Origin of the sequence: Paraburkholderia ferrariae NBRC 106233 (assembly GCF_000685035.1) — a bacterium.
Classification (GTDB): domain Bacteria; phylum Pseudomonadota; class Gammaproteobacteria; order Burkholderiales; family Burkholderiaceae; genus Paraburkholderia; species Paraburkholderia ferrariae.
In genome coordinates, this window is sequence record NZ_BAYB01000023.1 from 46293 (window position 1) to 73117 (window position 26825).

20 protein-coding genes, 1 tRNA gene, 1 pseudogene and 2 riboswitches are annotated in these 26825 nt (G+C 64.8%); of the genes and pseudogenes, 7 read left to right on the top strand and 15 right to left on the bottom strand.

Annotation, left to right across the window (positions count from 1 at the left end; genetic code table 11):
• Positions 1 to 60: 60 nt before the first annotated feature.
• Entirely contained in the window at positions 61 to 1209 is a 1149-nt protein-coding gene (locus BFE01S_RS23200; protein WP_028227558.1) for a branched-chain amino acid ABC transporter substrate-binding protein, read from the top strand.
• Positions 1210 to 1370: 161 nt separating this feature from the next.
• Here BFE01S_RS23200 and BFE01S_RS23205 read toward each other — a convergent pair whose 3' ends face one another.
• The 8 genes from BFE01S_RS23205 to BFE01S_RS23240 form a co-directional block, all read right to left on the bottom strand.
• Positions 1371 to 3083, bottom strand: a complete 1713-nt coding sequence (locus tag BFE01S_RS23205; protein WP_028227559.1) for a thiamine pyrophosphate-binding protein — start codon at positions 3081 to 3083, stop codon at positions 1371 to 1373.
• Between the two features lie 60 nt (positions 3084 to 3143).
• On the bottom strand, positions 3144 to 4532 hold the full coding sequence (locus BFE01S_RS23210) for an L-serine ammonia-lyase (RefSeq protein ID WP_028227560.1): 1389 nt from the start codon (positions 4530 to 4532) through the stop codon (positions 3144 to 3146).
• Positions 4533 to 4612: 80 nt separating this feature from the next.
• A complete protein-coding gene (locus BFE01S_RS23215; protein WP_407668242.1) occupies positions 4613 to 5809 on the bottom strand; it encodes an alginate lyase family protein in 1197 nt (398 codons plus the stop codon).
• A gap of 156 nt (positions 5810 to 5965) precedes the next feature.
• Complete coding sequence (gene gcvP, locus BFE01S_RS23220; RefSeq protein WP_028227562.1) at positions 5966 to 8935, bottom strand: aminomethyl-transferring glycine dehydrogenase; 2970 nt, start codon at positions 8933 to 8935, stop codon at positions 5966 to 5968.
• Positions 8936 to 9000: 65 nt separating this feature from the next.
• The gene (gcvH, locus tag BFE01S_RS23225) at positions 9001 to 9381 is read right to left on the bottom strand and encodes a glycine cleavage system protein GcvH (RefSeq protein WP_028227563.1); all 381 of its coding nucleotides are present in this window, start codon (positions 9379 to 9381) and stop codon (positions 9001 to 9003) included.
• A gap of 62 nt (positions 9382 to 9443) precedes the next feature.
• Positions 9444 to 10562: a glycine cleavage system aminomethyltransferase GcvT gene (gcvT, locus tag BFE01S_RS23230; protein ID WP_028227564.1), complete on the bottom strand. Its 1119-nt coding sequence runs from the start codon at positions 10560 to 10562 to the stop codon at positions 9444 to 9446.
• Between the two features lie 80 nt (positions 10563 to 10642).
• Positions 10643 to 10785: riboswitch (glycine riboswitch) on the bottom strand.
• A 56-nt stretch (positions 10786 to 10841) separates the two neighbouring features.
• Positions 10842 to 10941: riboswitch (glycine riboswitch) on the bottom strand.
• A 181-nt stretch (positions 10942 to 11122) separates the two neighbouring features.
• Complete coding sequence (locus BFE01S_RS23235) at positions 11123 to 11479, bottom strand: hypothetical protein (RefSeq protein WP_028227565.1); 357 nt, start codon at positions 11477 to 11479, stop codon at positions 11123 to 11125.
• A 261-nt stretch (positions 11480 to 11740) separates the two neighbouring features.
• A complete protein-coding gene (locus BFE01S_RS23240) occupies positions 11741 to 12790 on the bottom strand; it encodes an oxidoreductase (protein WP_028227566.1) in 1050 nt (349 codons plus the stop codon).
• Between the two features lie 326 nt (positions 12791 to 13116).
• On the opposite strand from BFE01S_RS23240, the gene BFE01S_RS23245 reads away from it, so the two are divergent.
• Entirely contained in the window at positions 13117 to 15207 is a 2091-nt protein-coding gene (locus tag BFE01S_RS23245; protein ID WP_028227567.1) for a UvrD-helicase domain-containing protein, read from the top strand.
• 128 nt (positions 15208 to 15335) lie between these two features.
• Here BFE01S_RS23245 and BFE01S_RS23250 read toward each other — a convergent pair whose 3' ends face one another.
• Positions 15336 to 16262 (bottom strand): c-type cytochrome, encoded by a 927-nt coding sequence (locus BFE01S_RS23250; protein ID WP_028227568.1) that lies wholly within the window; start codon positions 16260 to 16262, stop codon positions 15336 to 15338.
• 339 nt (positions 16263 to 16601) lie between these two features.
• On the opposite strand from BFE01S_RS23250, the gene BFE01S_RS23255 reads away from it, so the two are divergent.
• Positions 16602 to 16677: transfer RNA gene (locus BFE01S_RS23255), tRNA-Arg, on the top strand.
• 349 nt (positions 16678 to 17026) lie between these two features.
• Here the strand turns inward: BFE01S_RS23255 and BFE01S_RS39820 are convergent.
• A pseudogene (locus tag BFE01S_RS39820) lies at positions 17027 to 17254 on the bottom strand (helix-turn-helix domain-containing protein); the annotation flags it as partial.
• Between the two features lie 274 nt (positions 17255 to 17528).
• Between BFE01S_RS39820 and BFE01S_RS43330 the strand changes: the two are divergent.
• The 4 genes from BFE01S_RS43330 to BFE01S_RS23275 all read left to right on the top strand — a co-directional run bounded on the left by BFE01S_RS43330 (position 17529) and on the right by BFE01S_RS23275 (position 19860).
• Positions 17529 to 17903, top strand: a complete 375-nt coding sequence (locus BFE01S_RS43330; protein WP_084170107.1) for a CHAP domain-containing protein — start codon at positions 17529 to 17531, stop codon at positions 17901 to 17903.
• A gap of 6 nt (positions 17904 to 17909) precedes the next feature.
• Positions 17910 to 18356 (top strand): DUF3828 domain-containing protein, encoded by a 447-nt coding sequence (locus tag BFE01S_RS23265; RefSeq protein ID WP_028227569.1) that lies wholly within the window; start codon positions 17910 to 17912, stop codon positions 18354 to 18356.
• 125 nt (positions 18357 to 18481) lie between these two features.
• Entirely contained in the window at positions 18482 to 19123 is a 642-nt protein-coding gene (locus BFE01S_RS23270; RefSeq protein WP_156967129.1) for a hypothetical protein, read from the top strand.
• Positions 19124 to 19299: 176 nt separating this feature from the next.
• Positions 19300 to 19860 (top strand): hypothetical protein, encoded by a 561-nt coding sequence (locus BFE01S_RS23275; RefSeq protein ID WP_028227571.1) that lies wholly within the window; start codon positions 19300 to 19302, stop codon positions 19858 to 19860.
• A 78-nt stretch (positions 19861 to 19938) separates the two neighbouring features.
• On the opposite strand, the gene BFE01S_RS39825 is transcribed toward BFE01S_RS23275, so the two are convergent.
• The 5 genes from BFE01S_RS39825 to BFE01S_RS39840 all read right to left on the bottom strand — a co-directional run bounded on the left by BFE01S_RS39825 (position 19939) and on the right by BFE01S_RS39840 (position 26735).
• Entirely contained in the window at positions 19939 to 21051 is a 1113-nt protein-coding gene (locus BFE01S_RS39825) for a glycosyltransferase family 2 protein (protein WP_052420963.1), read from the bottom strand.
• A complete protein-coding gene (locus tag BFE01S_RS42030) occupies positions 21048 to 21575 on the bottom strand; it encodes a GNAT family N-acetyltransferase (RefSeq protein ID WP_084170109.1) in 528 nt (175 codons plus the stop codon). The genes BFE01S_RS39825 and BFE01S_RS42030 overlap by 4 nt, the downstream gene beginning before the upstream one ends.
• The gene (locus BFE01S_RS23290; RefSeq protein WP_028227572.1) at positions 21572 to 22714 is read right to left on the bottom strand and encodes a DegT/DnrJ/EryC1/StrS family aminotransferase; all 1143 of its coding nucleotides are present in this window, start codon (positions 22712 to 22714) and stop codon (positions 21572 to 21574) included. The genes BFE01S_RS42030 and BFE01S_RS23290 overlap by 4 nt, the downstream gene beginning before the upstream one ends.
• A 304-nt stretch (positions 22715 to 23018) precedes the next feature.
• On the bottom strand, positions 23019 to 23852 hold the full coding sequence (locus BFE01S_RS39835) for a hypothetical protein (protein ID WP_052420965.1): 834 nt from the start codon (positions 23850 to 23852) through the stop codon (positions 23019 to 23021).
• A 6-nt stretch (positions 23853 to 23858) separates the two neighbouring features.
• Complete coding sequence (locus BFE01S_RS39840) at positions 23859 to 26735, bottom strand: tetratricopeptide repeat protein (protein ID WP_052420966.1); 2877 nt, start codon at positions 26733 to 26735, stop codon at positions 23859 to 23861.
• Positions 26736 to 26825: the final 90 nt, after the last annotated feature.

The following is a 26825-nucleotide window of genomic DNA, read 5'->3' on the forward strand; positions in this document are numbered from 1 at the left end:
GGAAGCGGCAAAGTCCCCGGCCCAAGCCGCTCCATTCATACCTGGTATCAAGGAGAAGCTATGCAACACACCATGAAGCAGCTGGCAGGCGCCGCGATCGTCGCGGCCATGTCGCTGGCGGGGACTGCGCACGCGCAGCAGGCTGAGGACGTCAAGATCGGTTTCGCAGGCCCGATGACGGGCGCGCAGGCCCACTACGGCAAGGACTTCCAGAACGGCGTCACGCTCGCCGTGGAAGACATGAACGCCACCAAGCCGGTGATCGGCGGCAAGCCGGTTCATTTCGTGCTGGATTCGGCCGACGACCAGGCTGACCCGCGCACCGGCACGACCGTCGCGCAGAAGCTCGTCGACGACGGCATCAAGGGCATGCTCGGCCACTTCAACTCGGGCACGACGATTCCCGCTTCGCGCATCTACGCGAACGCCGGCATTCCGGAAATCGCCATGGCCACGGCGCCCGAGTACACGCAACAGGGCTTCAAGACCACGTTCCGCATGATGACCTCGGACACGCAGCAAGGTTCGGTGGCGGGCACGTTCGCAGTCAAGCAGCTCGGCATGAAGAAGATTGCCGTGGTTGACGACCGCACGGCTTACGGCCAGGGCCTCGCCGACCAGTTCGCGAAGGCGGCGAAGGCGGCGGGCGGCACGATCATCGACCGCGAATACACGAACGACAAGGCCGTGGACTTCAAGTCGATCCTGACCAAGCTGAAGGCGCAGAACCCGGACCTGATCTACTACGGCGGCGCCGACTCGCAGGCAGCCCCGATGGTCAAGCAGATGAAGTCGCTTGGCATCAAGGCGCCGCTGATGGGCGGCGAAATGGTGCACACGCCGACCTTCCTGCAGATCGCGGGTGATGCGGCCAACGGCACGGTGGCTTCGCTCGCCGGCCTGCCGCTGGACGAAATGCCGGGTGGCAAGGCGTACGTCGAGAAGTACAAGAAGCGCTTCGGCGAAGACGTCCAGACCTACTCGCCGTACGCCTACGACGGCGCAATGGCGATGTTCGCGGCAATGAAGGCAGCGAACTCGACGGATCCGGCGAAGTACCTGCCGTTCCTCGCAAAGACCAACATGCCGGCCGTGACGACGAAGGATCTGGCGTACGACGCGCAGGGCGACCTGAAGAACGGCGGCATCACGCTGTACAAGGTTGTCGACGGCAAGTGGACGACGCTGCAAAGCGTGGGCGGCAAGTAATGCCTGCGCGCCTCGCGGTGTGAAGTGGCGGGCGGTTTTCCGCCCGCCATTCGCCGCCGCAGGTCGTATAAAAAACCCTGCAGGGAGAGATCCCTGCAGGGTTTTTGTTTTTGCGCCTGGTGCGTAGCAGGTGCGCCGAATGTGTGTGGAATGTGCGCGCTTTAGGCCTGGGCCTTCAACGCCGCATCGCGAATCTGTTCGAGCGTGGCGGACGGCGTGCTCGCATCCTTCGGAATGCGAATTTCGATCAGGGCGGGCTTGCCTGCATCGAGCGCGCGATTCAGCGCGGGCAGGAACGCCGCCGTCGATTCAACCGTTTCGCCATGCGCGCCGAACGACTGCGCAAAGGCCGCGAAATCCGGATTCGTGAGCTGCGTGCCATGTACGCGGCCCGGATAGTGGCGCTCCTGGTGCATGCGGATCGTGCCGTAGTGCGCGTTGTTCACGACGATGAACACAACGTTGAGCCCGTACTGCATGGCCGTGGCGAGTTCCTGCGAAGACATCATGAAGCAGCCGTCGCCGGCGAGCGCGATCACCGTGCGCGAAGGATAGAGCGACTTGGCCGCGATGGCCGCGGGCACGCCGTAGCCCATCGCGCCGCTCGTCGGCGCAAGCTGCGAACGGAAGTGGCGGTACGCGTAGTGACGATGCAGCCAGGTGGCGTAGTTGCCGGCGCCGTTCGTGATGATTGCGTCGCTGGGCAGGCGCGCGCGCAGCTGCTGCATGACCTCGCCCAGTTGCACGTCGCCGGGCATGGGCCGCGGCTCGCGCCATGCGAGATACGAGCGGTGCGCTTCGTCGGCGGCACCCTGCCACACGGGATTGGCCGGGGCGTCGAGTGCGGCGAGCTGCGCCGCCATTTCGGGCAGGCCCGAGACGATCGGCAGATCGGCCGCGTAGACGCGGCCCAGTTCCTCCGCGCCCTGGTGAACGTGGATCAGCGTCTGCTTCGTCTTGGGGATGTCGAGCAGCGCGTAGCCGCCCGTGGTCGCTTCGCCGAGCCGCGGGCCGAGCACGAGCAGCACGTCCGCCTCGCGAATGCGTTGCGCGAGTGCCGGATTGATGCCGAGGCCCACGTCGCCTGCGTAGTTCGGGTGATCGTTGTCGAGCGTGTCCTGGAAGCGGAACGCGAGGCCGATGGGCAGATGCCAGTGCTCGACGAAGCGTTGCAGATCGGCGCAAGCCTCGGGCGTCCAGCCGTGGCCGCCCGCAATCACGAACGGCTTTTTCGCGTTCGCGAGCAGCGTGCGCACGCGTTCCATCTGCGCGGCCGAGGGCGAGGCCTGCACGCGCTGCGCGGCAGGCGCCACGGCTTGCGCCTCGCCGGCGGGGAACGGTTCGCTCAGCATGTCCTCGGGCAACGCGAGCACCACGGGGCCGGGCCGGCCCGAGGTCGCAACGTGGAACGCGTGGCTCAGATATTCGGGCACGCGGCGCGGGTCGTCGATCTGCGCAACCCACTTCGCCATCTGGCCGAACATGCGCCGGTAATCGATCTCCTGGAAGGCTTCGCGGTCCATCTGTTCGCGCGCCACCTGGCCGATCAGCAGGATCATCGGCGTGGAATCCTGGAAGGCCGTATGCACGCCGATCGAGGCGTGCGTGGCGCCCGGCCCGCGCGTGACGAACGCAATGCCGGGCTTGCCGGTGAGCTTGCCGACCGCTTCCGCCATGTTCGCGGCGCCCGCTTCGTGGCGGCACACCACCGTTTCGATGCGCCCGGTCACGTCGTGCAGCGCGTCAAGCACCGCGAGGTAGCTCTCGCCCGGCACGCAGAACACGCGCGTCACCTCGTTGGCGACGAGCGCATCGACGAGCAGGCGCGCACCCGTGGTCGTGGTGGAAGAAGCGGAATCGTTCGGCTGCGTCATCTCGGTCATGTCTCCAGTTCTATGTCTTCATTCAGGTAGCAGGCGCGACGCGCGCGGCAATCAGCACTCGACGATATTCACCGCGAGGCCGCCGCGCGAGGTCTCCTTGTATTTCGTCTTCATGTCGGCGCCGGTCTCGCGCATGGTCTTGATGACCGAGTCGAGCGAGACGTAGTGCGCGCCGTCGCCGCGCAGCGCCATGCGCGCGGCGTTCACGGCCTTCACCGACGCCATGGCGTTGCGCTCGATGCAGGGGATCTGCACCATGCCGCCGACGGGGTCGCAGGTCAGGCCGAGGTTGTGCTCCATGCCGATTTCGGCGGCGTTTTCCACCTGCAGCGGCGTGCCGCCCAGCACGGCGGCAAGTGCGCCCGCCGCCATCGAGCAGGCGACGCCCACTTCGCCCTGGCAGCCCACTTCGGCGCCCGAGATCGAGGCGTTGAGCTTGTAGAGAATGCCGATGGCGGCGGCGGTGAGCAGGAAGTCGATCACGCCCTTCTCGTTCGCGCCGGGCGTGAAACGCACGTAGTAGTGCAGCACGGCGGGGATGATGCCGGCGGCGCCGTTGGTGGGTGCCGTCACCACGCGGCCGCCCGCGGCGTTTTCCTCGTTCACGGCGATCGCGTAGAGGTTGATCCAGTCGATCATCGAGAGCGGGTCTTGCAGCGCGCGCTCGGGGTGGGCCGTGAGCGCGCGATAGAGCTGCGCGGCGCGGCGCTTCACGTTGAAGGGCCCGGGCAGCGTGCCTTCGGCCTCGGGGTTGCCGATGCCGCAGCCGCGCGCCACGCACGACTGCATCACGTCCCAGATGCTCAGGAGACCTGAGCGAATTGCTTCGTCGCTGCGCCAGACGCGCTCGTTTTCCAACATCAGCTGCGCGATGCTCTTGCCGGTGGAGGCGCACAGCGCGAGCAGTTCGGCGCCGGTGCGGAAGGGGTGCGGCAACTGCTCGGCGGCGGCCAGCACCTTGGTGTTCGGCGCGCCGGCCGTCACTACGAAGCCGCCGCCCACCGAGAGATAGGTGCTTTCGCGCAGCGTTTGCCCGCTGGCGTCGAGCGCGCGCAGCTTCATGCCGTTCGGATGTTCGGGCAGCGCCTGGCGATAGAAGGCAATGTGCTCCTTCTGCACGAACGGGATCGTGTGACGGCCGAGCAGCGCGAGCAGGCGCGAGGTGCGCACGGCTTCGAGACGCTCGGCGATGGTGTCGGGGTTGACCGTGTCGGGCGCGTCGCCCATGAGGCCCAGCATCACGCCGCGGTCGGTGCCGTGGCCCTTGCCGGTGGCGCCGAGCGAGCCGTAGAGCTCCACCTTGACCGATGCGGTGGCCACGAGCAGGCCGTCGCGCTCGAGTCCTTCGGCGAACATCAGCGCCGCGCGCATCGGCCCGACGGTGTGCGAGCTGGACGGCCCAATGCCGATTTTGAAGAGATCGAAAACGCTGACTGCCATGATGAGTACTGCTCCTGCTTCAAAAAACCCAACTCTGTTTCAATCGATCGCGCAATAAGCGTGCGCGGCGGCCGGCGCCGTTAGCGCGCGGGCAGCGGCAGACACACGGCGAGCCATGCGGGCGGCGTCGGCGCGAGCTTGAGCGCGATCGGCGTATAGCGGCCGTCCAGTCGGGCGGCCAGGTGATACAGCTCGGCGGCGTTCTTCGGGTCCCACGCGCCGGCATAGCCGGGCAGGCCCGCTTCGCGCCGCCGCGCGTCGAACGGCACGCTCGAATGCACGAATTCCTCGTGCGTCTTCTCGCCGAGCGCGTAGGGCGTGAGCCAGTCGAGCGCCTTCGCGAGCGTCGCGCCGTTGGCCGCCTTCTCGGGCAGCCAGTTGCGGTTGTGGCGGCGCGCGGCGAGCGCGGCGGTCACGAGCGGCTGCAGGTCGTAGGTCACGTAGTGCAGCGCGTCGCGCTCGCCGAAGTCGAGCGTCGAGCCGTCGGGCGCCACGTTGTCGCCGATGTGCTCCACGAACAGGCGCTGCGCCGCCGCAATCATCTTGCGGTTGTCCAGCGTGAACGCGATCATCGCAATCAGTTTGACCCGGTGGCTCTGCCAGTTGTTCGCGAACGTGCCTTTCAGCGGCCGCGGCTGCGCATCGACCTGCGCGATATAGCCGCTGCCCATGCGGTTCAGGAACGCCATCGTGGCGTTGCGCGTCTTCACGGAAAGCGCGCTCGCGGTCATGTCGTACGCGAGAATCAGGCCTTCGAAGCGCGTTTCGTCGATGGGGTTGAAGCTCGGCTGATAAGTGCTCACCCACGCGGCGAGAAAGCGGTCGACGAGCTTCAGATAGCGGTCGTCGCTCGTCGCGCGCCACGCGAGCGCGGCGTTGCGCATGAGGTCGAGTTCCTTCTCCGCTTCCACGCTCTGGTCGTAGATGCCTTCGTGCGGCAGCGTGCCTTCGGTGTGCAGCTTCGCGAGCGGATGCGGCACGTCGTTCACGTGTTCCTGCACTTGCGCCACCAGCGCCTTCACGCCCGGATCGGCACTGGTGCGCTCGCTCGACTGCAGGGCGGGCGCCGCGCAGAAGTTCATGGCCGCGTGCGCCGCGGGCGCGGCGGCAAGCCAGGTGCAGGCGGCCGCGAGCACGGCGGCGAGCCGGACCGGGGCAGCGCGCAAACCGTAACGAGGAGACCGGCCGCCCGGATTGTCCGCATCGGACGAGCGCGCGCCGCCGCGCGCCTGCCGGGTCGAAGCCCGGGTTGAGACCGTTCGCACCTTCCGCGCCATGCGGGACTCCCTGGTTCAAGGCTGACAGGTGTGTGATGTTAACGGTTTGCGGCGGCAAATGTGAGTGCAACGGCCGCCGCCGGCATCCACCCCGGCGACAGGGCGATGCCGGGGCGTGCCGAGTCTCGTGCCTGAGCGCGGCGGCGGACGCTGCGCTCAGGCTTCGCTCGCCTCCTGCGCGGCGTCGCCGTACTCGGCAATCGGCACGCACGAGCAGAACAGGTTGCGGTCGCCGTAGACATTGTCGGCGCGGCCGACCGGTGGCCAGTACTTGCGCGCGACCAGCGAACGCACCGGGTAGGCCGCCTGCTCGCGCGAGTAGGCGTGCTTCCAGTCGTCGGCGACCACCACGGCGGCCGTATGCGGCGCATGGCGCAGCGGGTTGTCTTCCTTGTCCGCGCGGCCCTCTTCCACGGCGCGGATTTCGGCGCGGATCGCGACCATGGCGTCGATGAAGCGGTCGAGCTCTTCCTTCGATTCCGACTCGGTCGGCTCGACCATCAGCGTGCCCGGCACCGGGAAGCTCATGGTGGGCGCGTGGAAGCCGTAATCCATCAGGCGCTTGGCCACGTCGTCCACGGTGATGCCGCTCGCGTCCTTGATGGGGCGCAGGTCGAGAATGCACTCGTGCGCGACGAGCCCGCCCGGGCCGCTGTAGAGCACCGGGAAGTGCGGCGCGAGCTTCTTCGCGACATAGTTCGCGTTGAGGATCGCGGTTTCGGTGGCGGCCGTGAGATTGGCCGCGCCCATCATGGCGATGTACATCCACGAGATCGGCAGGATCGAGGCCGAGCCGTAAGGCGCCGCGCTGACCGCGCCGATGCCGTGCCCCGCGTCCGCCGAGCGCTTGTAGCCCGTGGAAAGCTGGTTCGGCAGGAACTGCGCGAGGTGCGCGCCCACCGCGACCGGACCGACGCCCGGGCCGCCGCCGCCGTGCGGAATGCAGAAGGTCTTGTGCAGGTTCAGGTGCGAGACGTCGCCGCCGAACTGGCCCGGGGCCGCGAGGCCGACCATCGCGTTCATGTTGGCGCCGTCCACATAAACCTGGCCGCCGTGCGCATGCACGATCTCGCAGACTTCGCGCACGTTCTGTTCGAACACGCCGTGCGTGGAGGGATACGTGATCATGATCGCGGCGAGCTTTGCCGCGTGCTGCTCGGCCCGGGCCTTGAGGTCGGCGAGATCGACGTTGCCCTGCGCGTCGCAGGCCACGACCACCACCTGCATGCCGGCCATCTGCGCGGAGGCGGGGTTCGTGCCGTGCGCCGACGCGGGGATCAGGCAGACGTCGCGATGCGCTTCGCCGCGCGAGGCGTGGTACGCCTGAATGATGAGCAGGCCGGCATACTCGCCCTGCGAGCCCGCGTTCGGCTGCAGCGAAACGGCGGCGTAGCCCGTGGCGGCCACGAGCATCTGCTCGAGCTGATCGACCATCTCGCGATAGCCGACCGTTTGCTCGGCCGGTGCGAACGGGTGGATGCGGCCGAACTCGGGCCACGTGACCGGCAGCATTTCGGACGTGGCGTTGAGCTTCATCGTGCACGAGCCGAGCGGGATCATCGAGCGGTCGAGCGCGAGGTCCTTGTCGGAGAGGCTGCGCAGGTAGCGCAGCATTTCCGTTTCCGAATGATGGCGGTTGAACACCGGATGCGTGAGGTACGCGCTCTGGCGCACGAGCGCGGCCGGGAACGACGCGGCGGCCTGCGTGGCGAGCCCGGCGTCGAGCGCCTCGACCGAGGGGGCTTCGCCCGCGAACGCGGCTTGCGCGAACACGGCGAGCAGATCGGCGAGATCGGCGCGCGTGGTGGTTTCGTCGACGGCAATGCCCACGCGCGTTTCGCTCACGTGGCGCAGGTTCATGTCGCGCGCGAGCGCCGCGTCGTGCAGCGCCTGGGTGCGTGCGCCCGATTCGAACGTGAGCGTGTCGAAGAAGGTTTCGTTGACGAGCGTGTAGCCCAGTTGCTTCGCGCCGGCCGCAAGGATGGCCGCGACGCGGTTCACGCGCTGGGCGATCGTCTTGAGGCCCTGCGGGCCGTGGTAGACCGCGTACATGCTGGCCATGATGGCGAGCAGCGCCTGCGCCGTGCAGACGTTCGAGGTGGCCTTCTCGCGGCGGATGTGCTGCTCGCGCGTTTGCAGCGCGAGGCGCAGCGCCGGGTTGCCCTGCGCATCGACGGTCACGCCGACAAGGCGGCCCGGCATCTGGCGCTTGAATTCGTCCTTCACCGCGAGGTAGGCGGCGTGCGGGCCGCCGAAGCCCATCGGCACGCCGAAGCGCTGCGAGTTGCCCACGGCCACGTCCGCGCCCCATTCGCCCGGCGGCGCGAGCACGGTGAGCGCGAGCAGGTCGGCGGCGGCGATCACCGCGCCGCCCGCCGCGTGGACGGCGGCGGCGAGTTCGCGGTAGTCGCGCACGTCGCCGTTCACGCCCGGGTACTGGAGCAGCACGCCGAAGGCATGGGCCTGAGCGGCTTCGGCGGCCGGCCCGACCTTCACTTCGATGCCGATCGGCTTTGCGCGCGTCTTCACCACTTCGATGGTCTGCGGCAGCACGTCGTCGGCCACGTAGAACACATTCGACTTCGACTTGCCCACGCGCTGCACGAGCGTCATCGCTTCGGCGGCGGCCGTGGCTTCGTCGAGCAGCGACGCGTTCGAGATCGCGAGACCCGTGAGGTCGATGATCATCTGCTGGAAGTTCAGCAGGGCTTCGAGGCGGCCCTGCGAGATTTCCGGCTGGTACGGCGTGTACGCGGTGTACCACGCCGGGTTTTCGAGCACGTTGCGCAGGATGACGGCCGGCGTGTGCGTGTCGAAGTAGCCCTGCCCGATATAGGAGCGGAACACCTGGTTCTTGTCGGCGAGCGCTCGCAGGCCCGCGAGCGCTTCGGCTTCCGTGCGCGGTTGCGCGAACGGCCCGAGCGGCAGCGTTTCCTTGCGGCGGATCGCAGCCGGAATCACCGCTTCGATCAGCGCGGCGCGCGAGGCGAAGCCGAGTGCGTCGAGCATCGCCTGCTGGTCGGCCGCATCGGGGCCGATGTGGCGGCCGGCGAAGGCTTCGTGCGTTTCGAGCGCAGCGAGGGTGAGGGGGGTGTTCATCAGACGATCCGGGTGTTCGAGCTTCATGGGCGTTCCTGCGGGCGCGGCGGCCGGGCTCGTGCCGCCGCGCGGGTGCGGTGTGGGCGGTTGGGTTAGGCGCCGATGGCCTTTTCGTAGGCGCTGGCGTCGATCAGGCGGTCGAGCGCAGCGCCCGCGGCCGGCTTGATCTTGAAGAGCCACGATTCATAGGGCGCGCCGTTCACCTGGTCGGGCGTATCGACGAGCGCGCTGTTCGATTCGACGATCTCGCCCGAAACCGGGGCGTAGATGTCCGAGGCGGCCTTCACCGACTCGATCACGGCAACGGCGTCGCCGGCCGTGACCGCGCGGCCCGCTTCGGGCAACTCGAGGAAGACGATGTCGCCGAGCGCTTCCTGCGCGTGGTCCGTGATGCCGACGGTCAGCGTGCCGTCGGCTTCGGTGCGGACCCATTCGTGCGATTCGGTGTATTTCAGATCGGCCGGGATGCTCATAGGATGCTCCAGTGCGTGGTTGCTTGCGAATGCGTGAAAAGAGGGGGGCGTGCGTGCCCGGTTCAGGCGGCCAGCACCTTGCCGTTGCGCACGAACGGCAGTTTTACCACGCTTGCGGGAAGGGCTTTGTCGCGGATCTGCACCTGCACGACGTCGCCCGGCTGCACGCCTTGCGGCACGCGCGCGAAAGCGATGGATTCCTGCATGGTGGGCGAGAAGGTGCCGCTCGTGATTTCGCCTTCGCCGTGCGCGGTGAGCACTTTCTGGTGCGCGCGCAGCACGCCGCCGGCCTTGCCGTTTTCCTTCTGCAGGATCAGGCCGACGAAGACCATGCGCGAGCCGTTCGCTTCCAGCGCGGCGCGGCCGACGAAGTCGCGCGGCTCTTTCAGGTCGACGGTCCAGGCGAGGCCCGCGTCGAGCGGCGAGACGCCTTCGTCCATGTCCTGGCCGTACAGGTTCATGCCGGCTTCGAGGCGCAGCGTGTCGCGGGCGCCCAGGCCGCAGGGCTTCACGCCCTGGCGCTGCAGCGCGTCCCAGAGTTCGCACACGGCCGCGGCGGGCACGATCACTTCGAAGCCGTCTTCGCCGGTGTAGCCCGTGCGCGCGATCATCAGCTCGCCGAACGGCGTGCCTTCGATCTTCGCGGCGTTAAAGGGCTTGAGGGTTTCGGTGCTGCTGCGCGCGGAGGGCGCCACCTGCCAGACCTTCTCGCGGGCGTTCGGGCCCTGCACGGCGACGATCGCGAGGTCGCGGCGCGGCGTGATGGCGAGGCCGAAGCCTTCTTCGGCGTTGAGCTTCTCGAGCCAGGCGATGTCCTTGTCGGCCGTGCTCGCGTTCACCACGGTGCGGAACTGGTCGTCGGCGAAGTAGTAGACGATCAGGTCGTCGATCACGCCGCCTTCGGGGTTCAGCATGCAGGTGTAGAGCGCGCGGCCCGGCGTGGCGAGCTTCGCGACGTTGTTGGCGAGCGCGCGCTGGAAGAACGCGCGTGCCTTCGGGCCGGCGAAATCGACGACGCACATGTGCGAGACGTCGAACATGCCGGCGTCGGTGCGCACGGCGCGGTGCTCGTCGATCTGCGAGCCGTAGTTCACAGGCATGTCCCAGCCGCCGAAATCGACCATGCGCGCGTTGAGCGCACGGTGCGTAGCGTTGAGCGGGGTGTGTTTCAGTTCGGTCATGGGGGCAGCCTCGGCACGGTCGAAAACGAAAAGGGCCATGCATGACGCGCCGCAGACACAATGCCTGTGGACGTTTCTTGCATGGCCCCTCTGTCCTCGGTACCTGAGAGATTGCGCCGCGCGCCGCGGTGATCGGCGCTGGGCGGCGCGCGCCCCTTCGGTGGGCAGTTTGAACGCGGCCTGTCTTGCCGCCGTTCTGCTGCCGCTCTCCAGAGTGCGGACCTCGTTGCGTTTCCGTTCGCCGCGCGCGTGGCGCGCAAGGCGGGCGGATAGGCGGTCCGGCGCGCACGGTCCTTTTGCCTGAGAGTTTGTGGGTTGCCCCTTCGGCGGCGCCGGCTGCGCTCAAAGCGCAATCGGCACGCTCTCCCGGCGCGCGCAGCGATTGTGCGCGACGTGCACAGGGCGTGTCAATGCGGAAAATTTTGCGCGGGAGGGACAGATGGCGCCGTGACGCCTGGCGGCATGGCATGCCGCGGAGGGAGCCGGTGTGCGGAGCGCGTTGCGGCGCCCCGCACACCGGAAACGGGCGCTTAACGCGCGCCGCGAAGGAATCGACCGCTTTATTCGCCGATCGCGTGAGCGGCCTGGTCGAGTTCCTGGTTCAGCACGCGTTGCTCGTCGCCGGAGAGGCCGCCGCCGTGCTGGGCTGCCATGTTGTGCGCTTCGCCGCGGATCTCGTCGAGGCGGTGATGCAGCGCGCCACCCTGGGGCGGCGGATAGTAGCCCTGGTTCACGTGCACGTCGATGCGGTGGCTCAGGTTGTCGATCCGGCCATCCACCTGGTGCAGGCGTTCGACGGCGATCTGGTGCGGCGTCGGGCCGGGCGGCGGCGGAGGGGGAGGCGGCTGGTTGACGACGCATGCAGCGAGCGTCGAAACGAGGGCGCTTGCGGCAAGTGCGCGGACGATACGGGACATGAAGACTCTCCTTTTGGTCGTTGTCGCTCTTTCTGGCGTTGTCCGAACGCCCAACGTTCGAAATACCATTTCAGATGACCGGGCTGGCGCCGGGACTTGTAACCGTTTGTATTCATCTTTCATGAGTGTCGGGGCAATGAAAGATGCGGCGCGGGACATCGAAATCTTTGGCCGCGGCGCGCGCAGCCTCGCGACCACGAAAACGGCGCGGGAACGCCCGCGCCGTCTGGCTCCGGGGGCCGCCGGCCCGGCTTTCAGTTTTCAGTGGCTGCGCGCGAAGGGCAGCGTGCGGCCCTCGGCGGCGCTCTGGATCGCGAGCTCGATCACGGTCATCACGTCGATGGCGTCCTGCGGGCTCACCGGGAACGGCACGCCTTCGCGGATCGACGCGGCGAGCGCCCGATAGAGGCCCGTGTAGTCGCCGTCGCGCGTCGGCAGGGGGCGATCGGTTTCGCTGCCGTCGTCGAGCACCACATGTAGCCGACCGGCTTCGTTGCCGGCGCCGAAACCCGCCTGGCCCGGACGCAGCCCCGCCTTCAGCTGGTCCTCCTGGGTGTCGAGGCCGTTCTTCAGGTAGCCGCCGCTCGTACCGTTGATGACGAAACGCGGCGAGAAGGCCGCGAGGGCACTCGCGTGCAGCACCGCATCGTGCTGCGGGTAGCCGAGCACGAGATGCGCGTAGTCGGGGGCCGTGGCGTTGTCGCGGCGCGTGTGCACGAAGGCCGTGACCGTGTCGGGCGTGCCGAAGAGCGCGAGCGTCTGGTCGATCAGATGCGGCCCGAGATCGTAGAGCAGGCCGCCGCCGCGCGCGGCGTCTTCGCGCCAGCGCTGGCGCACGAGCGGGCGGAAGCGGTCGAAGTGGGATTCGAAGTGCGTCACGCGGCCCAGCTCGCCGCTTTCGAGGAGCGCGCGCACGGTGAGGAAGTCGCCGTCCCAGCGGCGGTTGTGGAACGGCGCGAAGACGAGCCCGCGCCCGGCCGCGAGTGCGGCGAGCGTGCGGGCTTGCGCGGAAGTGAGCGTGACCGGCTTGTCCACGAGCACGTGCTTGCCGCGCTCGAGCGTGCGGCGTGCGAGGTCGAAGTGTGTGTCGTTGGGCGTGGCGATCACCACGCATTCCACCTCGGCGAGGGCGAGCAGCGCGTCGAGATCGGGGACGATCGCGGCGGCGGGAAAGTCGGCGCGGGCGCGTTCCGGCTGGCCCGTTGCGACGGCGGCAAGCTCGACGGCCGGGCAATGCGCGATCACGGGGGCATGGAAGGTCTGGCCGGCAAAGCCATACCCCATCAGGCCGATTTTCAGCGGAGAAGTCATCAGGCGAATCCTGCAAGGACGGCGCGGCAGACATGAAACATCGCCGCGGCCGCAGTGGGCGGGAGGGCGTTATTGTGGCACGCGGTGGGCAGCGGGTGGGACGGGGGCGCGGCCGGTTGCGCACCGCACGCCGGCGCTGCAACGCGGCGTGGGGCAGCGTGGGAGTAAGGCGGGGGCAGAGCGGTCGCCGCGGTGCGGACGCTGCCCCGCGCGACCCGGCGGCGGCGTTCGATCGTGTTAACATCGCACCTCGCGCGTGCTTCGCGCTTCCGGCCGTTTCAGCCGGCCCCTCAGCCGTTCCACCTGTTTTTCCCAATCCAGCAACGATGTCCGCAGGCCTGAATCCCGCCCAAAGCGAAGCGGTGCGCTATCTCGACGGTCCCTGTCTCGTGCTCGCCGGCGCGGGCAGCGGCAAGACGCGTGTGATCACGCAGAAGATCGCGCACCTGATCGAAGCGAAAGGCTTCGAGCCGCGCCATATCGCGGCCGTCACCTTCACCAACAAGGCCGCCGCCGAAATGCGCGAGCGCGTGGGCAAGCTGCTCGAAGGCAAGACGCTCACCACGCCCGGCAAGGAAGGCCGCAAGGTGCCGACCAACCAGCTCACGGTCTGCACCTTCCACTCGCTGGGCGTGCAGATCCTGCGCCAGGAAGCCGAGCACCTGGGACTCAAGCCCCAGTTCTCGATCATGGATTCCGACGATTGCTTTTCCATGATCCAGGAGCAGGTGGGGTCGACGGACAAGGGCTTCATCCGCAAGATCCAGTCGATCATCTCGCTCTGGAAGAACGGCCTCGTGATGCCCGAAGAGGCGCTCGCCACGGCATCGAACGAAGACGAGCACCAGGCCGCGATCGTCTACCGCAACTACGTGGCGACGCTGCACGCCTACCAGGCGGTGGACTTCGACGACCTGATCCGCCTGCCCACCGAACTCTTCGCGCAGAACGAGCCCGTGCGCGAGCGCTGGCAGAACAAGCTGCGCTACCTGCTGATCGACGAGTACCAGGACACCAACACCTGCCAGTACGAACTGCTCAAGCTGCTGGCGGGCCCGCGCGCCGCGTTCACGGCGGTGGGCGACGACGACCAGGCGATCTACGGCTGGCGCGGCGCCACCATCGAAAATCTCGCGCAGCTCGGCAAGGACTACCCGAAGCTGCACGTCATCAAGCTTGAACAGAACTACCGATCGACGGTGCGCATTCTCACGGCGGCGAACAACGTGATCGCCAACAACCCGAAGCTCTTCGAAAAGAAGCTCTGGTCCGAGCACGGCATGGGCGACACCATCACCGTCACGCCCTGCAACGACGAAGAACACGAAGCCGAATCGGTGGTGTTCCGCCTCTCCGCGCACAAGTTCGAGCGCCGCGCCCAGTTTCGCGACTACGCGATCCTCTATCGCGGCAACTTCCAGGCGCGCATCTTCGAACAGGTGTTGCGCCGCGAACGCATTCCCTACGTGCTCTCGGGCGGCCAGTCGTTCTTCGACAAGGCCGAGATCAAGGACATCTGCGCCTACCTGCGCCTGATCGCCAACCACGACGACGACCCCGCGTTCATCCGCGCGATCACCACGCCGCGGCGCGGCGTGGGCAACACCACGCTGGAAGCGCTGGGTGCGTTCGCGGGGCAGGCCAAGGTGTCGCTCTTCGAGGCCGTGTACATGGGCGGCATCGAGGCGCGGCTGTCCGCGCGCCAGATCGAGCCCATGCGCGTGTTCTGCGACTTCATGCAGCGCCTCGCCGAGCGCGCGGAGAAAGACCCGGCGACCGTGGTGCTGGACGACCTCATGGAAGCGATCCACTACGAGGCGTATCTCTACGACGCCTTCGACGAACGCCAGGCGCAGTCGAAGTGGCAGAACGTGCTGGAGTTCCTGGAGTGGCTGAAGCGCAAGGGCACGAAGCCTGAACAGGAACCCGGCGAAGACAGCGAAGCGACGGGCTACGACAACGCCGACGGCCTGGCCGACACCGGCAAGAACCTCATGGGCCTGATCCAGACCGTGGCGCTCATGTCGATGCTCGAAGGCAAGGACGAAGACCCGGACGCGGTGCGGCTTTCGACCGTGCATGCGTCGAAGGGGCTGGAGTATCCGCACGTCTTCCTGGTGGGCGTGGAGGAGGGCATCATGCCCCACCGCGGCGGATCGGAAGACGACGTGATCGACGACGCGCGCATCGAGGAAGAGCGCCGCCTCATGTACGTGGCGATCACGCGCGCGCAGCGCAGCCTGCATCTGAACTGGTGCAAGAAGCGCAAGCGGGCGCGCGAGACGGTGGTGTGCGAGGCCTCGCGCTTCATCCCGGAGATGGGGCTGGACGATGGGCCGCCGCCCACGGCGGAAGAAGCGCCGATGTCGCCGAAGGACCGGCTGGCGAGCCTGAAGGCGCTGCTGCAGAAGGGTTGAGCGCTGCCTCGCCTCTTCTCGCCTCGCCAAACGAAAGGGCTGCATCTTGCGATGCAGCCCTTTGTTTTTGCAGCTAGCCGGCTTCTGGCGCTTACTCTCGGATCTGGTGGTGGCCCGTGAGTGGGGACTTACTTCGCGGCGCTGACCATGTAATCGACGGCGGCCTTCACGTCGGCGTCCGCGGCGTTCGAACCGCCCTTGGGCGGCATCTGGCCTTTGCCGTGCAGCGCGTAGTTGTAGATGGTGTCCATCGGATCCTTCAGACGCGGCGCCCAGTCGGCCTTGTTGCCGAACTTCGGTGCGCCCAGCACGCCGGCCGCGTGGCACGCCTGGCAGACCTGCTGATAGAGCGCCTTGCCCGCTTGCGAGGCATCGGCGCTTTGCGCGGCGCCGCCGGCAGCGGGCGCGGAGGCCTGCGGAATGGCGGCGATGGCCGCTGCGGCAGCCGCGGCCTGGGCGGCGTTCGCATCGGCGCCTGAAGCACTGGAAGCACCCGAGGCGCCCGCAGCCGGCGCGGCGGCCGCACCCGATGCGCCTTGTGCAGCGCCCGGCGCGGGCTTGGGCGGGTCCTGGAAGTTCGCGCCGCCGTGGTTGGCCATGTAGGCCACGGCGAGGCCGATTTCGTAGTCGCTGTAGTCGTCGGGGCTCGTGCCGCCGCGCGGGGGCATGGCGCCCTTGCCGGTGAGCGCGGTGTGCCAGAGCGTGTCGTAGCCCTGCGCGATGCGCGGCGCCCAGTCGGATGCGTTGCCGAACTTCGGTGCACCCGCGGCACCCGTGGCGTGGCAGGCCGAGCAGACGGCCTGGTAGACCTGCTCGCCGGTTTTGTAGACGTGCGGGGCGTTGGCGTCGCGTATCGAAACCTGCGCGATGGGTGCAATGCGCTGGGCGATTTCGGCGGGGGCGAGTTCATCGGTCCCGGCGCCCGTACGCGTGGTGCTGTCGACGTAGTAGGCCAGCAGGATGATGATGACGATGGGGACGGCAAACCCGGCGACAATGGCGGCAATCAGTTGGCCGGGCGTTTTGATCGGGGCTCCGTGGGGTGCTTCGCTCATGCTTGTCTCGTCTCCCGTTGGTATTGTGGTGAGCGGTACAACCTGGCGATGGATCAAACACCGACGATTATAGACGCAAGGTTTCGCGGCAGGTGCGGGCGGCCCGGGGCTCTTCAGCGGGCGTTTACCCGGAGCGGGACTGAAGGGATGGGGGCTGGAGATGCGGCCCTTTTTGATGGCTCTTTTTGGGGCCGGCTCGATGTGGCCGTGGGCTTGGGCATTCGCCCGGCAACCCTGTGCGGTGGACGGTTTAACCGAAACCGGGTATTCTCTCGGTCTCACTGCGGCGCCGCATTTCCCCCGTGTCTAGCGGGCTGGTGGCAGCGTCAGCGTCTCAACGCGCCCGTAGCTCAATGGATAGAGTACTGCCCTCCGAAGGCAGGGGTTGCTGGTTCGATCCCAGCCGGGCGCGCCAAGTTAGTTTCGAGAAATCAAAGGCTTAAAGCAAATTGCTTAAGCCCTTTTTTGTTGCCTGCTGCAAAAGCCGCAAACCTGATTTCTTTCTTGGCGCACGCCGCGCGTCCTGTATGAGTCCGATGATTTCTGCTTGATTGCCACGAAGCGGAGTGCTCGGGTGCCGATATTTTACTCTGCCGGACTCGAAGGGCAGTTCTGCCTTGGTGCGGGCGGCCTCGCTATCATAGCCTCGCCGCGACAAATCGCCGGCCAGCCACCAATCAGACTCGCTCCTTCCGGTCGCAGATTGCATCGAGCGTTGCGGCTCTGCCCAGCATTCCTATAAACGCGGCGATGAAGTTTGTCTCCCAGCAGGGCACACCGGAACTGACGCAGATACGTTCGAGCAGATAGTTCTTGAGCGGGTCGAACTTCGTCGGGCGTGGCTCGCGTCGCTTGCAACGGGCCGCCTGCTCTCCGCGCAGATAGCGGCGCACCGTGTTGCGCGACACGCCCGTTTGCCGCGCTATCTCCCGCACCGCCGTTCCCCGTCTCGCCAGTACCTTGATTTCCACTGCTTGCTCCTGAGTCAGCATCGGCAGCAAAAAACCGCCATCCTCTCCCAGGTGGGTCAGGTTTACTTCGGCGCTAACAGATGCCTTGGCATCAAGGCTCCGCGACCGGCTTTTACCTCCTTTGAGCCTGCCTCGTGAGAGTCAGCAAGCGCCCCGCGCGTTTATCTCCCGAGGAGAAACACCTCCATTAGATGGCCATTATCTCAAATTACGCCCTATCTTAAAAATTAGGGAATCCTTATTTTGAGATGAAATCGGGCTTAATCTCCGATGTTTAAACACATCAGAGGAATACATGGCGTACAACGCAACCGGCGCCGCGCAGTACGCCGACGCGCAAGCTCATGCACACAGTACAGGCAACTGCGCAAGGTATGTGCGTCTTGCAATCGCGCGGGGCGGCATATCGCTTACGCCGACCCACCATGCTAAAGACTTGGGACGATCCCTTGCGGCAGCGGGCTTTCAGTCTGTTGCCGGATCGGCATATAGAATTGGCGACGTCGCAGTGATCCAGCCGATCCCGGGCCACGCGGACGGCCACGCGGCAATTTTCGACGGCGTTAAGTGGGTATCGGATTTCAAGCAGCGCCCTGGGCCAAATGGTTTTTACCCCGGGCCGGAGTATCGCCATTTGAAGCCGTCTTACACGATTTATCGCCACAACTAGCCCATCATGAAGCGATTTTTCCTGTTCATCGTGGCGCTGGTAATCGGGTCATCGAGCTTGTTTGCATCCGCGGCAAACTCAGCGCCGCCTGCCGAACCTCAAACGCAGGTTCAGGCGTTCTACGCGTGGTACATCAAGCTCAATTCACGCGGCGATTACCCCTTGCTCGACAAAAAAATCTACGCCTACGTATCGAGAGCCACAGTGGATCACCTTAGGGCGGCGTATGTACACGACAGCCTCCCCGGCGACTCGGACTATTTCCTGAAAGTGCAGGATTACGACGATCAAGACTGGCTAAGCCACATCGTTACGGCCTCTCCCTCACGCGAGGGGCAATATGTCGTGGTGCCGGTCACGTTCGGATCTACGGATCAGGTACGAGTCCGCGTGTGCGTCGTTAAGGAAGGCGGTGCGTGGAAGGTCGTTAAGGTTGAAAATGGCAAGCGATAGCGTTCACCACTGAGAGGCTGGCGCCGTGCATCACTACTCGGGGCTTGCCCCAATCGACCTGCTGTCAGGCTGTCGACCATCAAAATGCATCTCCTGCGCATAGTCGTTACGAAACGGGCCGCCAAATGAAAATACACGTGCTATCGATGATGCTTTGCACCTTCACGGCGGGCTTCGCGGCGACAGCAACCGCACAGAACCCGGCATCGGCCGCGGCTACCGGCATGCCCCCGACCATGGTGAGCGGCGATTACGGCGACGGCATGCTGATAGGCGTGAACCCCGCGACCCGAGCTGTCACGGGCTATTACTCGGCAGATAACGTCAATAGGCAGTTCAACTGCATTTTCTATCTGACCGGCAAACTGGGCAAATCGCCCATTTCCGTTTCGACCTATTTTCCAGAGGCGCCTGCGGACAAGATCAAAGGCAAGCTGTTCCTGGAAGCACCCGATAAATTCAAAGTGCGCTTGTCAGCCGAACATGGCGGTTGCTGGAACGTGATGCATTTTGCCGACGATAGTTACCCTGCCGAATTCACCGTGGTGACGAAGCATCCCTGGTTGTCGATCGCGGTGATCCAGAGCGATCGAGCCTACTTCTTCGGCACGCCCACGAGTTCGCAACATCGCAAAGCCTATCTTGTGAGGGGAGACGGCGTCGGCGTACGGGCGGTGCAGCCGGGCTGGCTTCAAGTGGACTTCCTGGGAGAAAACAAGATGACGTCGGGTTGGATCAAGAAGACTGAGGTATATCCAGTCGAATAAGCGCCTTATCTGTTTTGCATAAAATCATTAAGGCACTCGCGAACGTTTTCGACCGGCATGCCGCTGGGCACAAGACTTCTTCACCAGAAAATTTTCGCATCTCCCCCTCAAGTCTCTCTGTTTTCAACCGTTAATTAAATCTGATTAATAACCCATAATAAGGAGAAAGGGTTTAAATGAAGAAGGCAAGGATTTCTGCAGTTGCCGGCCTCGTGGCCGCTACTGCTGTGATGCTCTCAGGGTGCCAGACGACGAATTCTTCCGTGCCCTATGAAGTTTCGACCGACAACGTCATTGCCATCCAGCAGGGGCTGCAGTCGAAAAAGATCAGTGTGAGCAACATCGAACTCGCGCAAGGGGTGAACGAGCATCTGCTGTGCCGCCTCGACGGGGACGTGAAGGTGGCGCCTGGCAAGACGCTCTCGCAGTACATCAAGGAAGCGCTCCAGAAGGAACTGTTCACGGCGCAGGCGTATGACCCGCATGGCCCGGCCATCGCGGGCAGCATCGAGGAACTGAGCTTCAGCTCGGTATCGCCGGCTTACTGGCAGATCACGATGCATGTGCGCTCGCAAACCTCGCCGGGCTATACCGTTTCGGTGAAGTACCCGTTCGACACGAGCTGGATCGCGGCCAATGCGTGCAAGAACACGGCGGATGCCTTCGCACCCGCGGTGCAGGAACTGATCAAGCAGGTCGTGACCAATCCGCAGTTCGCTACGCTGGCGGGTAAGTAACCGTACCGCTTGCGAATCACGGGTACTGTGCCGCCGAGGCTGGCGGCACACGACGACAGTCGATGCCCCTCGCGTCCCTTATCCGAGCTTGCGGCGTTCCTGGTGGCCGTGAGTCACATAGTGCGTATACGCATCGGCAAAAATACCGTTGGCCATTGCAATCGCGACATCGGGATTGGCGACGAGATAGGCGCTTTCGTCGAAGGCCACGCGTTCCAGCAATTCGGGTGCTTCGCCAACTACCGGCGAGGGCGTTGCGGCCGGTTCGGCAAACCGCATGCAATGCTGGTTCCACAGCGAGGTGAAGAGTGGCAGCACTTCCGATTCGATAGCAATTTTACCGCCATGATGATTCGCAATGCCGCGCGTGCTGGTGATCATCAGATTGCCGGCTCTGCCGACCGCCGTGATGTAATCGCCATCGTCCTTTAGCAAACCAAACTGTCGCGCTGCCTGAATCTGGTGTAGCCAGTCGGCGATGCCGAGTAGATGCATGGACAGTTCGTGGGACTGCTGTCCCTCATGAACGCGTAAATAACTCAGAGTGGCATGGACATAGCCCAGCTTGCCTTTGCACATGAGCGGGATCCACGATGCCATGTCGGCATTGCAGCCATATGCACGGCCGGCGAATACGCCGTACGGTTCATCGAGACTGTCCGCGCGGAACAGCACTGTCGTCGGCTCGCCGATATAGTTGAAAACGTCACGCAGGCAAATGTTGGCGATCGCTTTACCGGGCAGGATTGCGTCCCGCTGCAGAAAGGACGAAAGGCTCGCTATCTGGGCTCCGATTGCGCTCGACTTGTCGATCATGGCTCTTGGCGACGTGACGATTGTGACGTCCGGATCGGCCGCCACGATTGCCATCATTCTCTCGATCTTTTCAGGGTGAAACAGATCGTCGTCCATCAGATAGTTGATGTACTCCCCGCGCGCGAGGCTCATGCACTTGCGGAAGTTGCGGGCAGCGCCAAGACCAGGGCGGTTTCTTACGTAACGGATATTGTCGTACTTGCTTTGATAGTTGACGACCAGCGCTTCGGTGTCGTCGGTTGTGCTGTCGTCGGTCACGACGATTTCGATGTTCTGCCAGGTTTGCGCGAGTGCGCTTTTGAGCGCCGCTTCGAAGTAGTCGGGGCGGTTGTAGGTCGGAATAAGAATACTGACCAGTTTGTTCGTCGCGCTCACCGCGTTTGCTCCCACTCGTCTCTCAAAAGACCCATGTTGAGGACGTCTCGCCACGCCCCTCTGGAATAGTGATCGCTACGTAACGTGCCCTCGTCGACAAAGCCCACTTTTTTGTATAGCGAAATGGCGGCGCTGTTGTCACGAAAAACCTGCAGATAGATACGATTCAAATTGAGTTCGTCGAATCCGTAGCGCAGCGTCTCTCGCAGCGCGATCATGCCGTAACCTTTTTGCCTGAATTGCGGCTCGCCGATCAGAAGGCGGCCGAATTCCGCCTTCTGGTTTTTGTGGTCGATGTTGTCGAGCCCCACGGTGCCGACCGGCGTGCCTTCCGCGGTGCAAACCACGAACAGAATAGCGTCCCGCTTGCCGAGGTAGGACTCGTACCAGCGGCTTTGCCCGGAATGCGTAAGCGGTGCATGACTGAAGAAAAAGCCCCGATTGTCTGCGTCATTGCGCCAGGTGACGAGGAGGCCCAGATCGGTGGCCTCCAATGGTCGGAGTTTGACAGCAGGCGTGCTCATGCCGGTACCTTGCTATTGACATAGCTCGTGACTTTTTCCGCTATGTATTGGACATCGCTGCGCGTCAGGCGCAGATGCAAGGGTAGCGAGAACAGACGTTCGCTCTTTTCACGCGCACGCGGGCAGGTTCCACTTCCGGAGCGGTACATCGAGTAGTGCGTGTTGTCACGATAATGAACGCCCGGAAAAACTTCCGACTGATTCAACGCCAAAATCATCGAGTCGCGGTCGTCCACGAGGATCGGGAAAATATGGCGCGACGATTCGCAGCCTCGGGGCAGCGGCACCATTCCTATCAGGTCGTTTCCGGCGAACGCCTCTTCGTACCACTGGCAGATCTGCCGGCGGTAGGCGTTGTCAGCGTCAAGGTAGCGCAGCTGCACGAGGCCAATGGCAGCCATGATCGAATTGCCGTGATACTTGTATCCGACGTGTTCGACGTCGTAGTGCCACTTGTAGGCTTCCTTGCTGTTGCTGCGGGAGTACGTGTCCTTGTTGATGCCGAGCCACGAGAGCTTGCGGGCCAGTTCGTCGTCTTGCGCGCGGGCAAAGCAGACCATGCCCGAATCCGCGGTGGGCAGGTTCTTGACCGCCTGAAAACTGAAAACGGTTGCGTCGGCCTCAAGTCCCACGGCCTTGCCCTCCAGGCGGGTGCCCGCCATGTGCGCCGCATCGACAATCAGGGCGAGTCCGTGTTTACGGCACAGGGCGAGGATCTCCCGATAGGCGCCGCTGCTGCCGGCCATGCCGACGAACATGACCGCCCGCGTGCGCGGAGTGATCCGGCGCTCGACATCCTGTGGGTCGAGGCACAGATACTCGTCCACATCCGCGAATACCACCGAGAGATTCTCGTACAGGATGGCATGGTTCGTGGAGACAAACGTGAGCGGAGTGGAGATCACTTCGTCGCCGTCTTCCCAGCCAAACCGCTCTTTCAATACCTTGACGGCCAGATGCAAGCCGGCCGTTGCGGAATTGACGAAATGGCAGTGCTGGAATCCCGTGTATTCCTTCCACGCCTTTTCGAATTCGACGGTCTTGTAACCGAGGCCGGTCCAGCCGATCTCGAGACATTGCCGAATTTCCTGCAGGCACTCGTCGATGCGGTAGGTCGGAACGAATAGTTGCTTGGCCATGGTCTTTACCTTGAAATCGATAAGGTGAGGTCTCGTATGGAGTCCGATGTTTGACGGCGCGCGATGGCTGGCTTGTCCGCGCAGCAAGACTGTAGGGGCGGTGCTTGCCAGGCTCGGTTAGTTCATCCGGGAACCCGCGGCGCTTTGCGTCCTGATGGCGTGAAGGCCATCGAACTGAATACCGCGATCCTTCGGATCCTTTGTTAGTCTAGTGACGAAGGCATGAAAGTATTCGGCGAGTAAAGGCCAATTCGCCCCGCATTTCGCTCCCCTCGTCACGCGTGTCGAGCGCCACGCCCGGTTTTCAGTGCGCCGCCTTTCCAGCCTCCACCGTGTTCAGGCGTTCGATCACTTGCGTCCGCTTGCGCAGATAAGCCGCGAAATATTGCACAAACCCTGTTTCCTTCGCCATATGCTTCAGGGCGTCGAGTGCCAGCAGATCGTCGCCGAACTGGGCTAGCATCGCATTGCCGATCGGCAGCGTAACGGGGTTGAAGTGGCGGACCTTCCATTTGGACTGCGTAGCGAGAATCAACGACGCGATACGTTCGATAACGAACACCTTGGCCGGTGCATGCTGAGACTGGTACTTGACGTCGCCATTGAGCTGCTGGCCAAGAAGGCTGTCCCCCGCTTCGGCAACGTCGAAGATTTGTTCGCATTTTTCGAGCCATTGCTGCCAGAAGGCAGGCTTGGCGACGAAGTAGTTGCAAAAAATAGTTTGCTGCGAACTCATCACGATCTCGTTGACCTTCAACTCAGGGGCAATCAGTTTCGCCGTGTCCTCGACGATGGGGCCGATGCCGGGATGGCAAAGTGCCGCGTGCTCGAACGCGTTCTGAAAAAGCGCCGCCTGGTCGAAGAACGGTGAGAAGGCCACGACGTCGACGTCGTCCGGCATGCCGTTCACGAACGCCTTCGCTTCCAGGGCCGTCAGCCCGGTCTTTTCCGTGAATTTGGGCGACAGGAAGCCATAGCGGGCGTTCGGGTCCAGCGTGTTCTCGCGCAAAAACCGCCGCATGGGCCAGTACTCGCGCCAGTCGGGACGCTGCCCGGTGTTGTCGAGCGGGATGAAGCCCGCATCGATCTGATCGAGCGTCGCGTCCGAATAGTAGATCTGGAAGATGTGGTTTTTCATTGCAGGTCAGTGCGGCAATTCGGGCACTTCGAACGATTCGGCAGGCAGGCCCTCGCACCACCGGCGCCACATGGCGCGCAGCGCGCGGCTCATGCCGTCGGCAACAGCTTCTGGCCGGAACATGGGAGATTGCGCGCAACGTTCGCGCATGCCCGCGCGCAGCGCGGCGAGCCTGGCGGGATCGGAGCCGAGCGCGACCGCGCGGCGCACGTAGTCGTCCTTGCCGGTTGCGATGAAATCGTGCAGGCCGACGTGCGACATGGCGGTGAGGCCGCTGCGCCCCGGGACCGTTTGCGACGGCAGTGTCAGCGTCGGCACGCCCATCCAGAGCGAATGGAGTGCGGTAGTGAGACCGGAGAACGGGAAGCTGTCGAGACAGATATCGACATGGTGGTGCTGCTGCAGATAGACGGGCACGCTCGAGCGCGCCCGGAAATCGAGCCGCTCGCTCGCAATGCCTTCTTCGGCGAACCATTTGGCCACCTCGCCGTTGCCGCCGTCGCGCGGCATGGCGCCGATCAGCAGGCGTGCGGTTGGCATTTCGCGCAGGATGCGCGCCCACAGGGCGATCACGTCGCGGCGGAGTTTGTCGAGCCGGTTGAAGCTGCCGAAGGTCACGTAGCCGTTGTGCAATTGGGGCAACAGGTTGACCGGCGGGCAGAGCCGGTCCGCTTCGAACGGAGCCAGCGCGGGCAGGTACGCAATCTTCTCCGTGAACTGGTTGCGGAACTGCTCGGACGGCACCCAGAAGCGGTCTGCAATGAAGTAGTCCACAGCGTCGAGACCCGTCGTACCCGGGTAGCCGATCCAGCATGCCTGGATCGGCGCCGGCTTGCGCGCGAGCGTGAGCAGCCGGTTCATCGCCGTATGGCCGGAGAGGTCGATCAGGATGTCGATGCCGTCCGCACGAATGCGTTCGCTCGCCTCGTCCTCGGTCATGCCCACAACGTCGGTCCAATGGCCGAACAGACCGCGCAGCCGGGCCGTCACGTGGTCGTTCTTCGCCGTATTGGAGTAGGCGTGCAGAGAGAGGCTGGCGTCGCGGCCAAGCGGTGCGAGCACCGGTTCGATGAAGCTTGCGACCGCATGGTGGCAGAAGTCGCCGGAGATGAAGCCGATGCGCAGCTGCCGTTGCGGATCGCGGCTGTTCGTGTGGGGCTTCCAGTGCGGCTTGAGCGGCGCCTCGAAGTGCTCGGCGAAGCGGCGGTGGGCGGAGAAGACTTCGGCCGGCGTGACGGTTTCGCTATGAGTCAGGCAGAACGCGAGATTGTTGTACATCATCGCGTTGTTGGGGTCGAGGAGGGTGGCCTGCCGGAACATGTCGGCGGCATTGTCGAGACGCCCCTGTTTCATGAGCGTCACGCCTAGCGAGTTATACGCGAGCGGGGCTTTGCTCACCTCGATCGCGCGGCGGCCGAAACGCTCGGCTTCGTCGAGCCGTCCCAGATCCATCTGGATGACGCCCATCAGGCGCAGACCCTCCGGGTGGTCGGGATTGACTTCAAGCAGATGGCTGCAGTTGTGGTAAGCGCCCTCGAGCTCATGGCGCAACTGCTCGAGTCCGGCGAGCACCGCGAGCGCATCGACATCGTCGGGAATCCGCGCGAGTGCGTTGCGGCAGTTCGTCATCGCTTCGTCGTAGCGGCCGAGACGGTGCTGCGCAATGCCCACGACCTTCCAGGGAAATCCGTGCCACGGATAGCGCGCGGCGGCTTCGAGACCGCCCTTGAGCGCGGCTTCGATATTCCCCTGATTGAAGAGCGCGGCGAGCGCGTGGAATTCGCTCTCTTCGGCCTGCGTCAGCGGCCGGGCCTTGGGAGCGTCCCGGCTTACCGTTGCGCCCGCGTGCGGGGCCGGCTGGGCAGCGGATTGTCCTGCCGCCGGCGCGGCTCCAGGGCCAGCCTCGGACTTCGGCACCTTGACGGCCTGCTGCGTCGAAACCTGCGTCATGATGTTGATGAGCGTGTCGATCGCCGGTCCGGAAAGGCCGCGCTGCTGCGCCATTTCGAGCGCCAGCCAGGCCGCCTTCAATTCGTCGTTCTGCAGCAGGGCATCGATGTAGTTTGCCCAGTACTGCAGATTGTTCGGATCGGCGCCGATCGCTTTCTCCAGCATCGGAATCGCGGCTGCGGGCTGGCGCAGGCGGATCGCAATGACACCGAGCCCGTGGTTCGCAGCCGGATGGTCGGGATAGGCTTCGAGCACGGTCCGATAGTACGGTACGGCTTCTTCGTAGCGCGCGGCGCTATTGAGCGCGGTGGCGGTGTGCATCGCGCGTGCGGCGTCGAGGTGGGCGCCGAGTTCGCGATCCGTCTCGCAGAGCGCATGCGCTTTCTCGAGCGGGCTCAGGGCGCCCTCCAGATCGCCGCGCCGCAGATGCGCATAGGCGAGCGTTTTCCAGCCGAGCTCGTGGTCCGGGCAGACCTCGGTCATCTGCTTCGCGAAGGTCTCAGCCTTGTCGTTCTGGCCGCGTGCGAGCAAAGCATGGATGGCCGATGCGAGGCCTTCGGCGATGGGGTCCTCGCCGGGGGCGTCGAGCGGCGCGTGCGCGTCCTCGCGGTGAGCCGCGTGCAGCGAGAATCCATGGGCGCGTGCGGACTCGCGTACGCGCTGGGCCTCGTCGTGCTGGCCGCCCGCGATCAGCGCATCCACGTAGCTCGACCAGAACTGGCGGCGTTGCGGGGCGGCGTCCAGGGCGTTCTTGAACAGGGCGATGCCCTCGGGTATCAACCCCATTTGCAGATGCAGGAGGCCGAAATTGTGATTGGCGTCGGGATTTTCCGGTTCGCTCAGCAATATCGATCGATAGAGCGCTTCCGCTTCGGCGTAGTGCTCGGTGCGGTGAAGGTTGACTGCCTGCTGGAGTTCTGCGTCGATGGTCATTTCGGTCCTCGATTGCGCGCGTTCGGATCTGAGCCCTGCCGGCGATGGATGCGGCGCGCGGCCAGCCAGGCCGCGCGTTGGCAGCGCTCA

Excerpts from the sequence above, each read along its gene's own strand:
- BFE01S_RS23205 (WP_028227559.1), bottom strand. The coding sequence starts at position 3,083 with ATGACGCAGCCGAACGATTCCGCTTCTTCCACCACGACCACGGGTGCG.
- BFE01S_RS39840 (WP_052420966.1), bottom strand. The coding sequence starts at position 26,735 with ATGACCATCGACGCAGAACTCCAGCAGGCAGTCAACCTTCACCGCACC.
- gcvT (WP_028227564.1), bottom strand. The coding sequence starts at position 10,562 with ATGACCGAACTGAAACACACCCCGCTCAACGCTACGCACCGTGCGCTC.
- BFE01S_RS23215 (WP_407668242.1), bottom strand. The coding sequence starts at position 5,809 with ATGGCGCGGAAGGTGCGAACGGTCTCAACCCGGGCTTCGACCCGGCAG.
- BFE01S_RS23210 (WP_028227560.1), bottom strand. The coding sequence starts at position 4,532 with ATGGCAGTCAGCGTTTTCGATCTCTTCAAAATCGGCATTGGGCCGTCC.
- BFE01S_RS23235 (WP_028227565.1), bottom strand. The coding sequence starts at position 11,479 with ATGTCCCGTATCGTCCGCGCACTTGCCGCAAGCGCCCTCGTTTCGACG.
- BFE01S_RS43330 (WP_084170107.1), top strand. The coding sequence starts at position 17,529 with ATGGCGTACAACGCAACCGGCGCCGCGCAGTACGCCGACGCGCAAGCT.
- BFE01S_RS23240 (WP_028227566.1), bottom strand. The coding sequence starts at position 12,790 with ATGACTTCTCCGCTGAAAATCGGCCTGATGGGGTATGGCTTTGCCGGC.
- BFE01S_RS23265 (WP_028227569.1), top strand. The coding sequence starts at position 17,910 with ATGAAGCGATTTTTCCTGTTCATCGTGGCGCTGGTAATCGGGTCATCG.
- BFE01S_RS23200 (WP_028227558.1), top strand. The coding sequence starts at position 61 with ATGCAACACACCATGAAGCAGCTGGCAGGCGCCGCGATCGTCGCGGCC.
- gcvP (WP_028227562.1), bottom strand. The coding sequence starts at position 8,935 with ATGAAGCTCGAACACCCGGATCGTCTGATGAACACCCCCCTCACCCTC.
- BFE01S_RS23275 (WP_028227571.1), top strand. The coding sequence starts at position 19,300 with ATGAAGAAGGCAAGGATTTCTGCAGTTGCCGGCCTCGTGGCCGCTACT.
- BFE01S_RS23290 (WP_028227572.1), bottom strand. The coding sequence starts at position 22,714 with ATGGCCAAGCAACTATTCGTTCCGACCTACCGCATCGACGAGTGCCTG.
- BFE01S_RS39835 (WP_052420965.1), bottom strand. The coding sequence starts at position 23,852 with ATGAAAAACCACATCTTCCAGATCTACTATTCGGACGCGACGCTCGAT.
- BFE01S_RS42030 (WP_084170109.1), bottom strand. The coding sequence starts at position 21,575 with ATGAGCACGCCTGCTGTCAAACTCCGACCATTGGAGGCCACCGATCTG.
- gcvH (WP_028227563.1), bottom strand. The coding sequence starts at position 9,381 with ATGAGCATCCCGGCCGATCTGAAATACACCGAATCGCACGAATGGGTC.
- BFE01S_RS23250 (WP_028227568.1), bottom strand. The coding sequence starts at position 16,262 with ATGAGCGAAGCACCCCACGGAGCCCCGATCAAAACGCCCGGCCAACTG.
- BFE01S_RS23245 (WP_028227567.1), top strand. The coding sequence starts at position 13,117 with ATGTCCGCAGGCCTGAATCCCGCCCAAAGCGAAGCGGTGCGCTATCTC.
- BFE01S_RS23270 (WP_156967129.1), top strand. The coding sequence starts at position 18,482 with ATGAAAATACACGTGCTATCGATGATGCTTTGCACCTTCACGGCGGGC.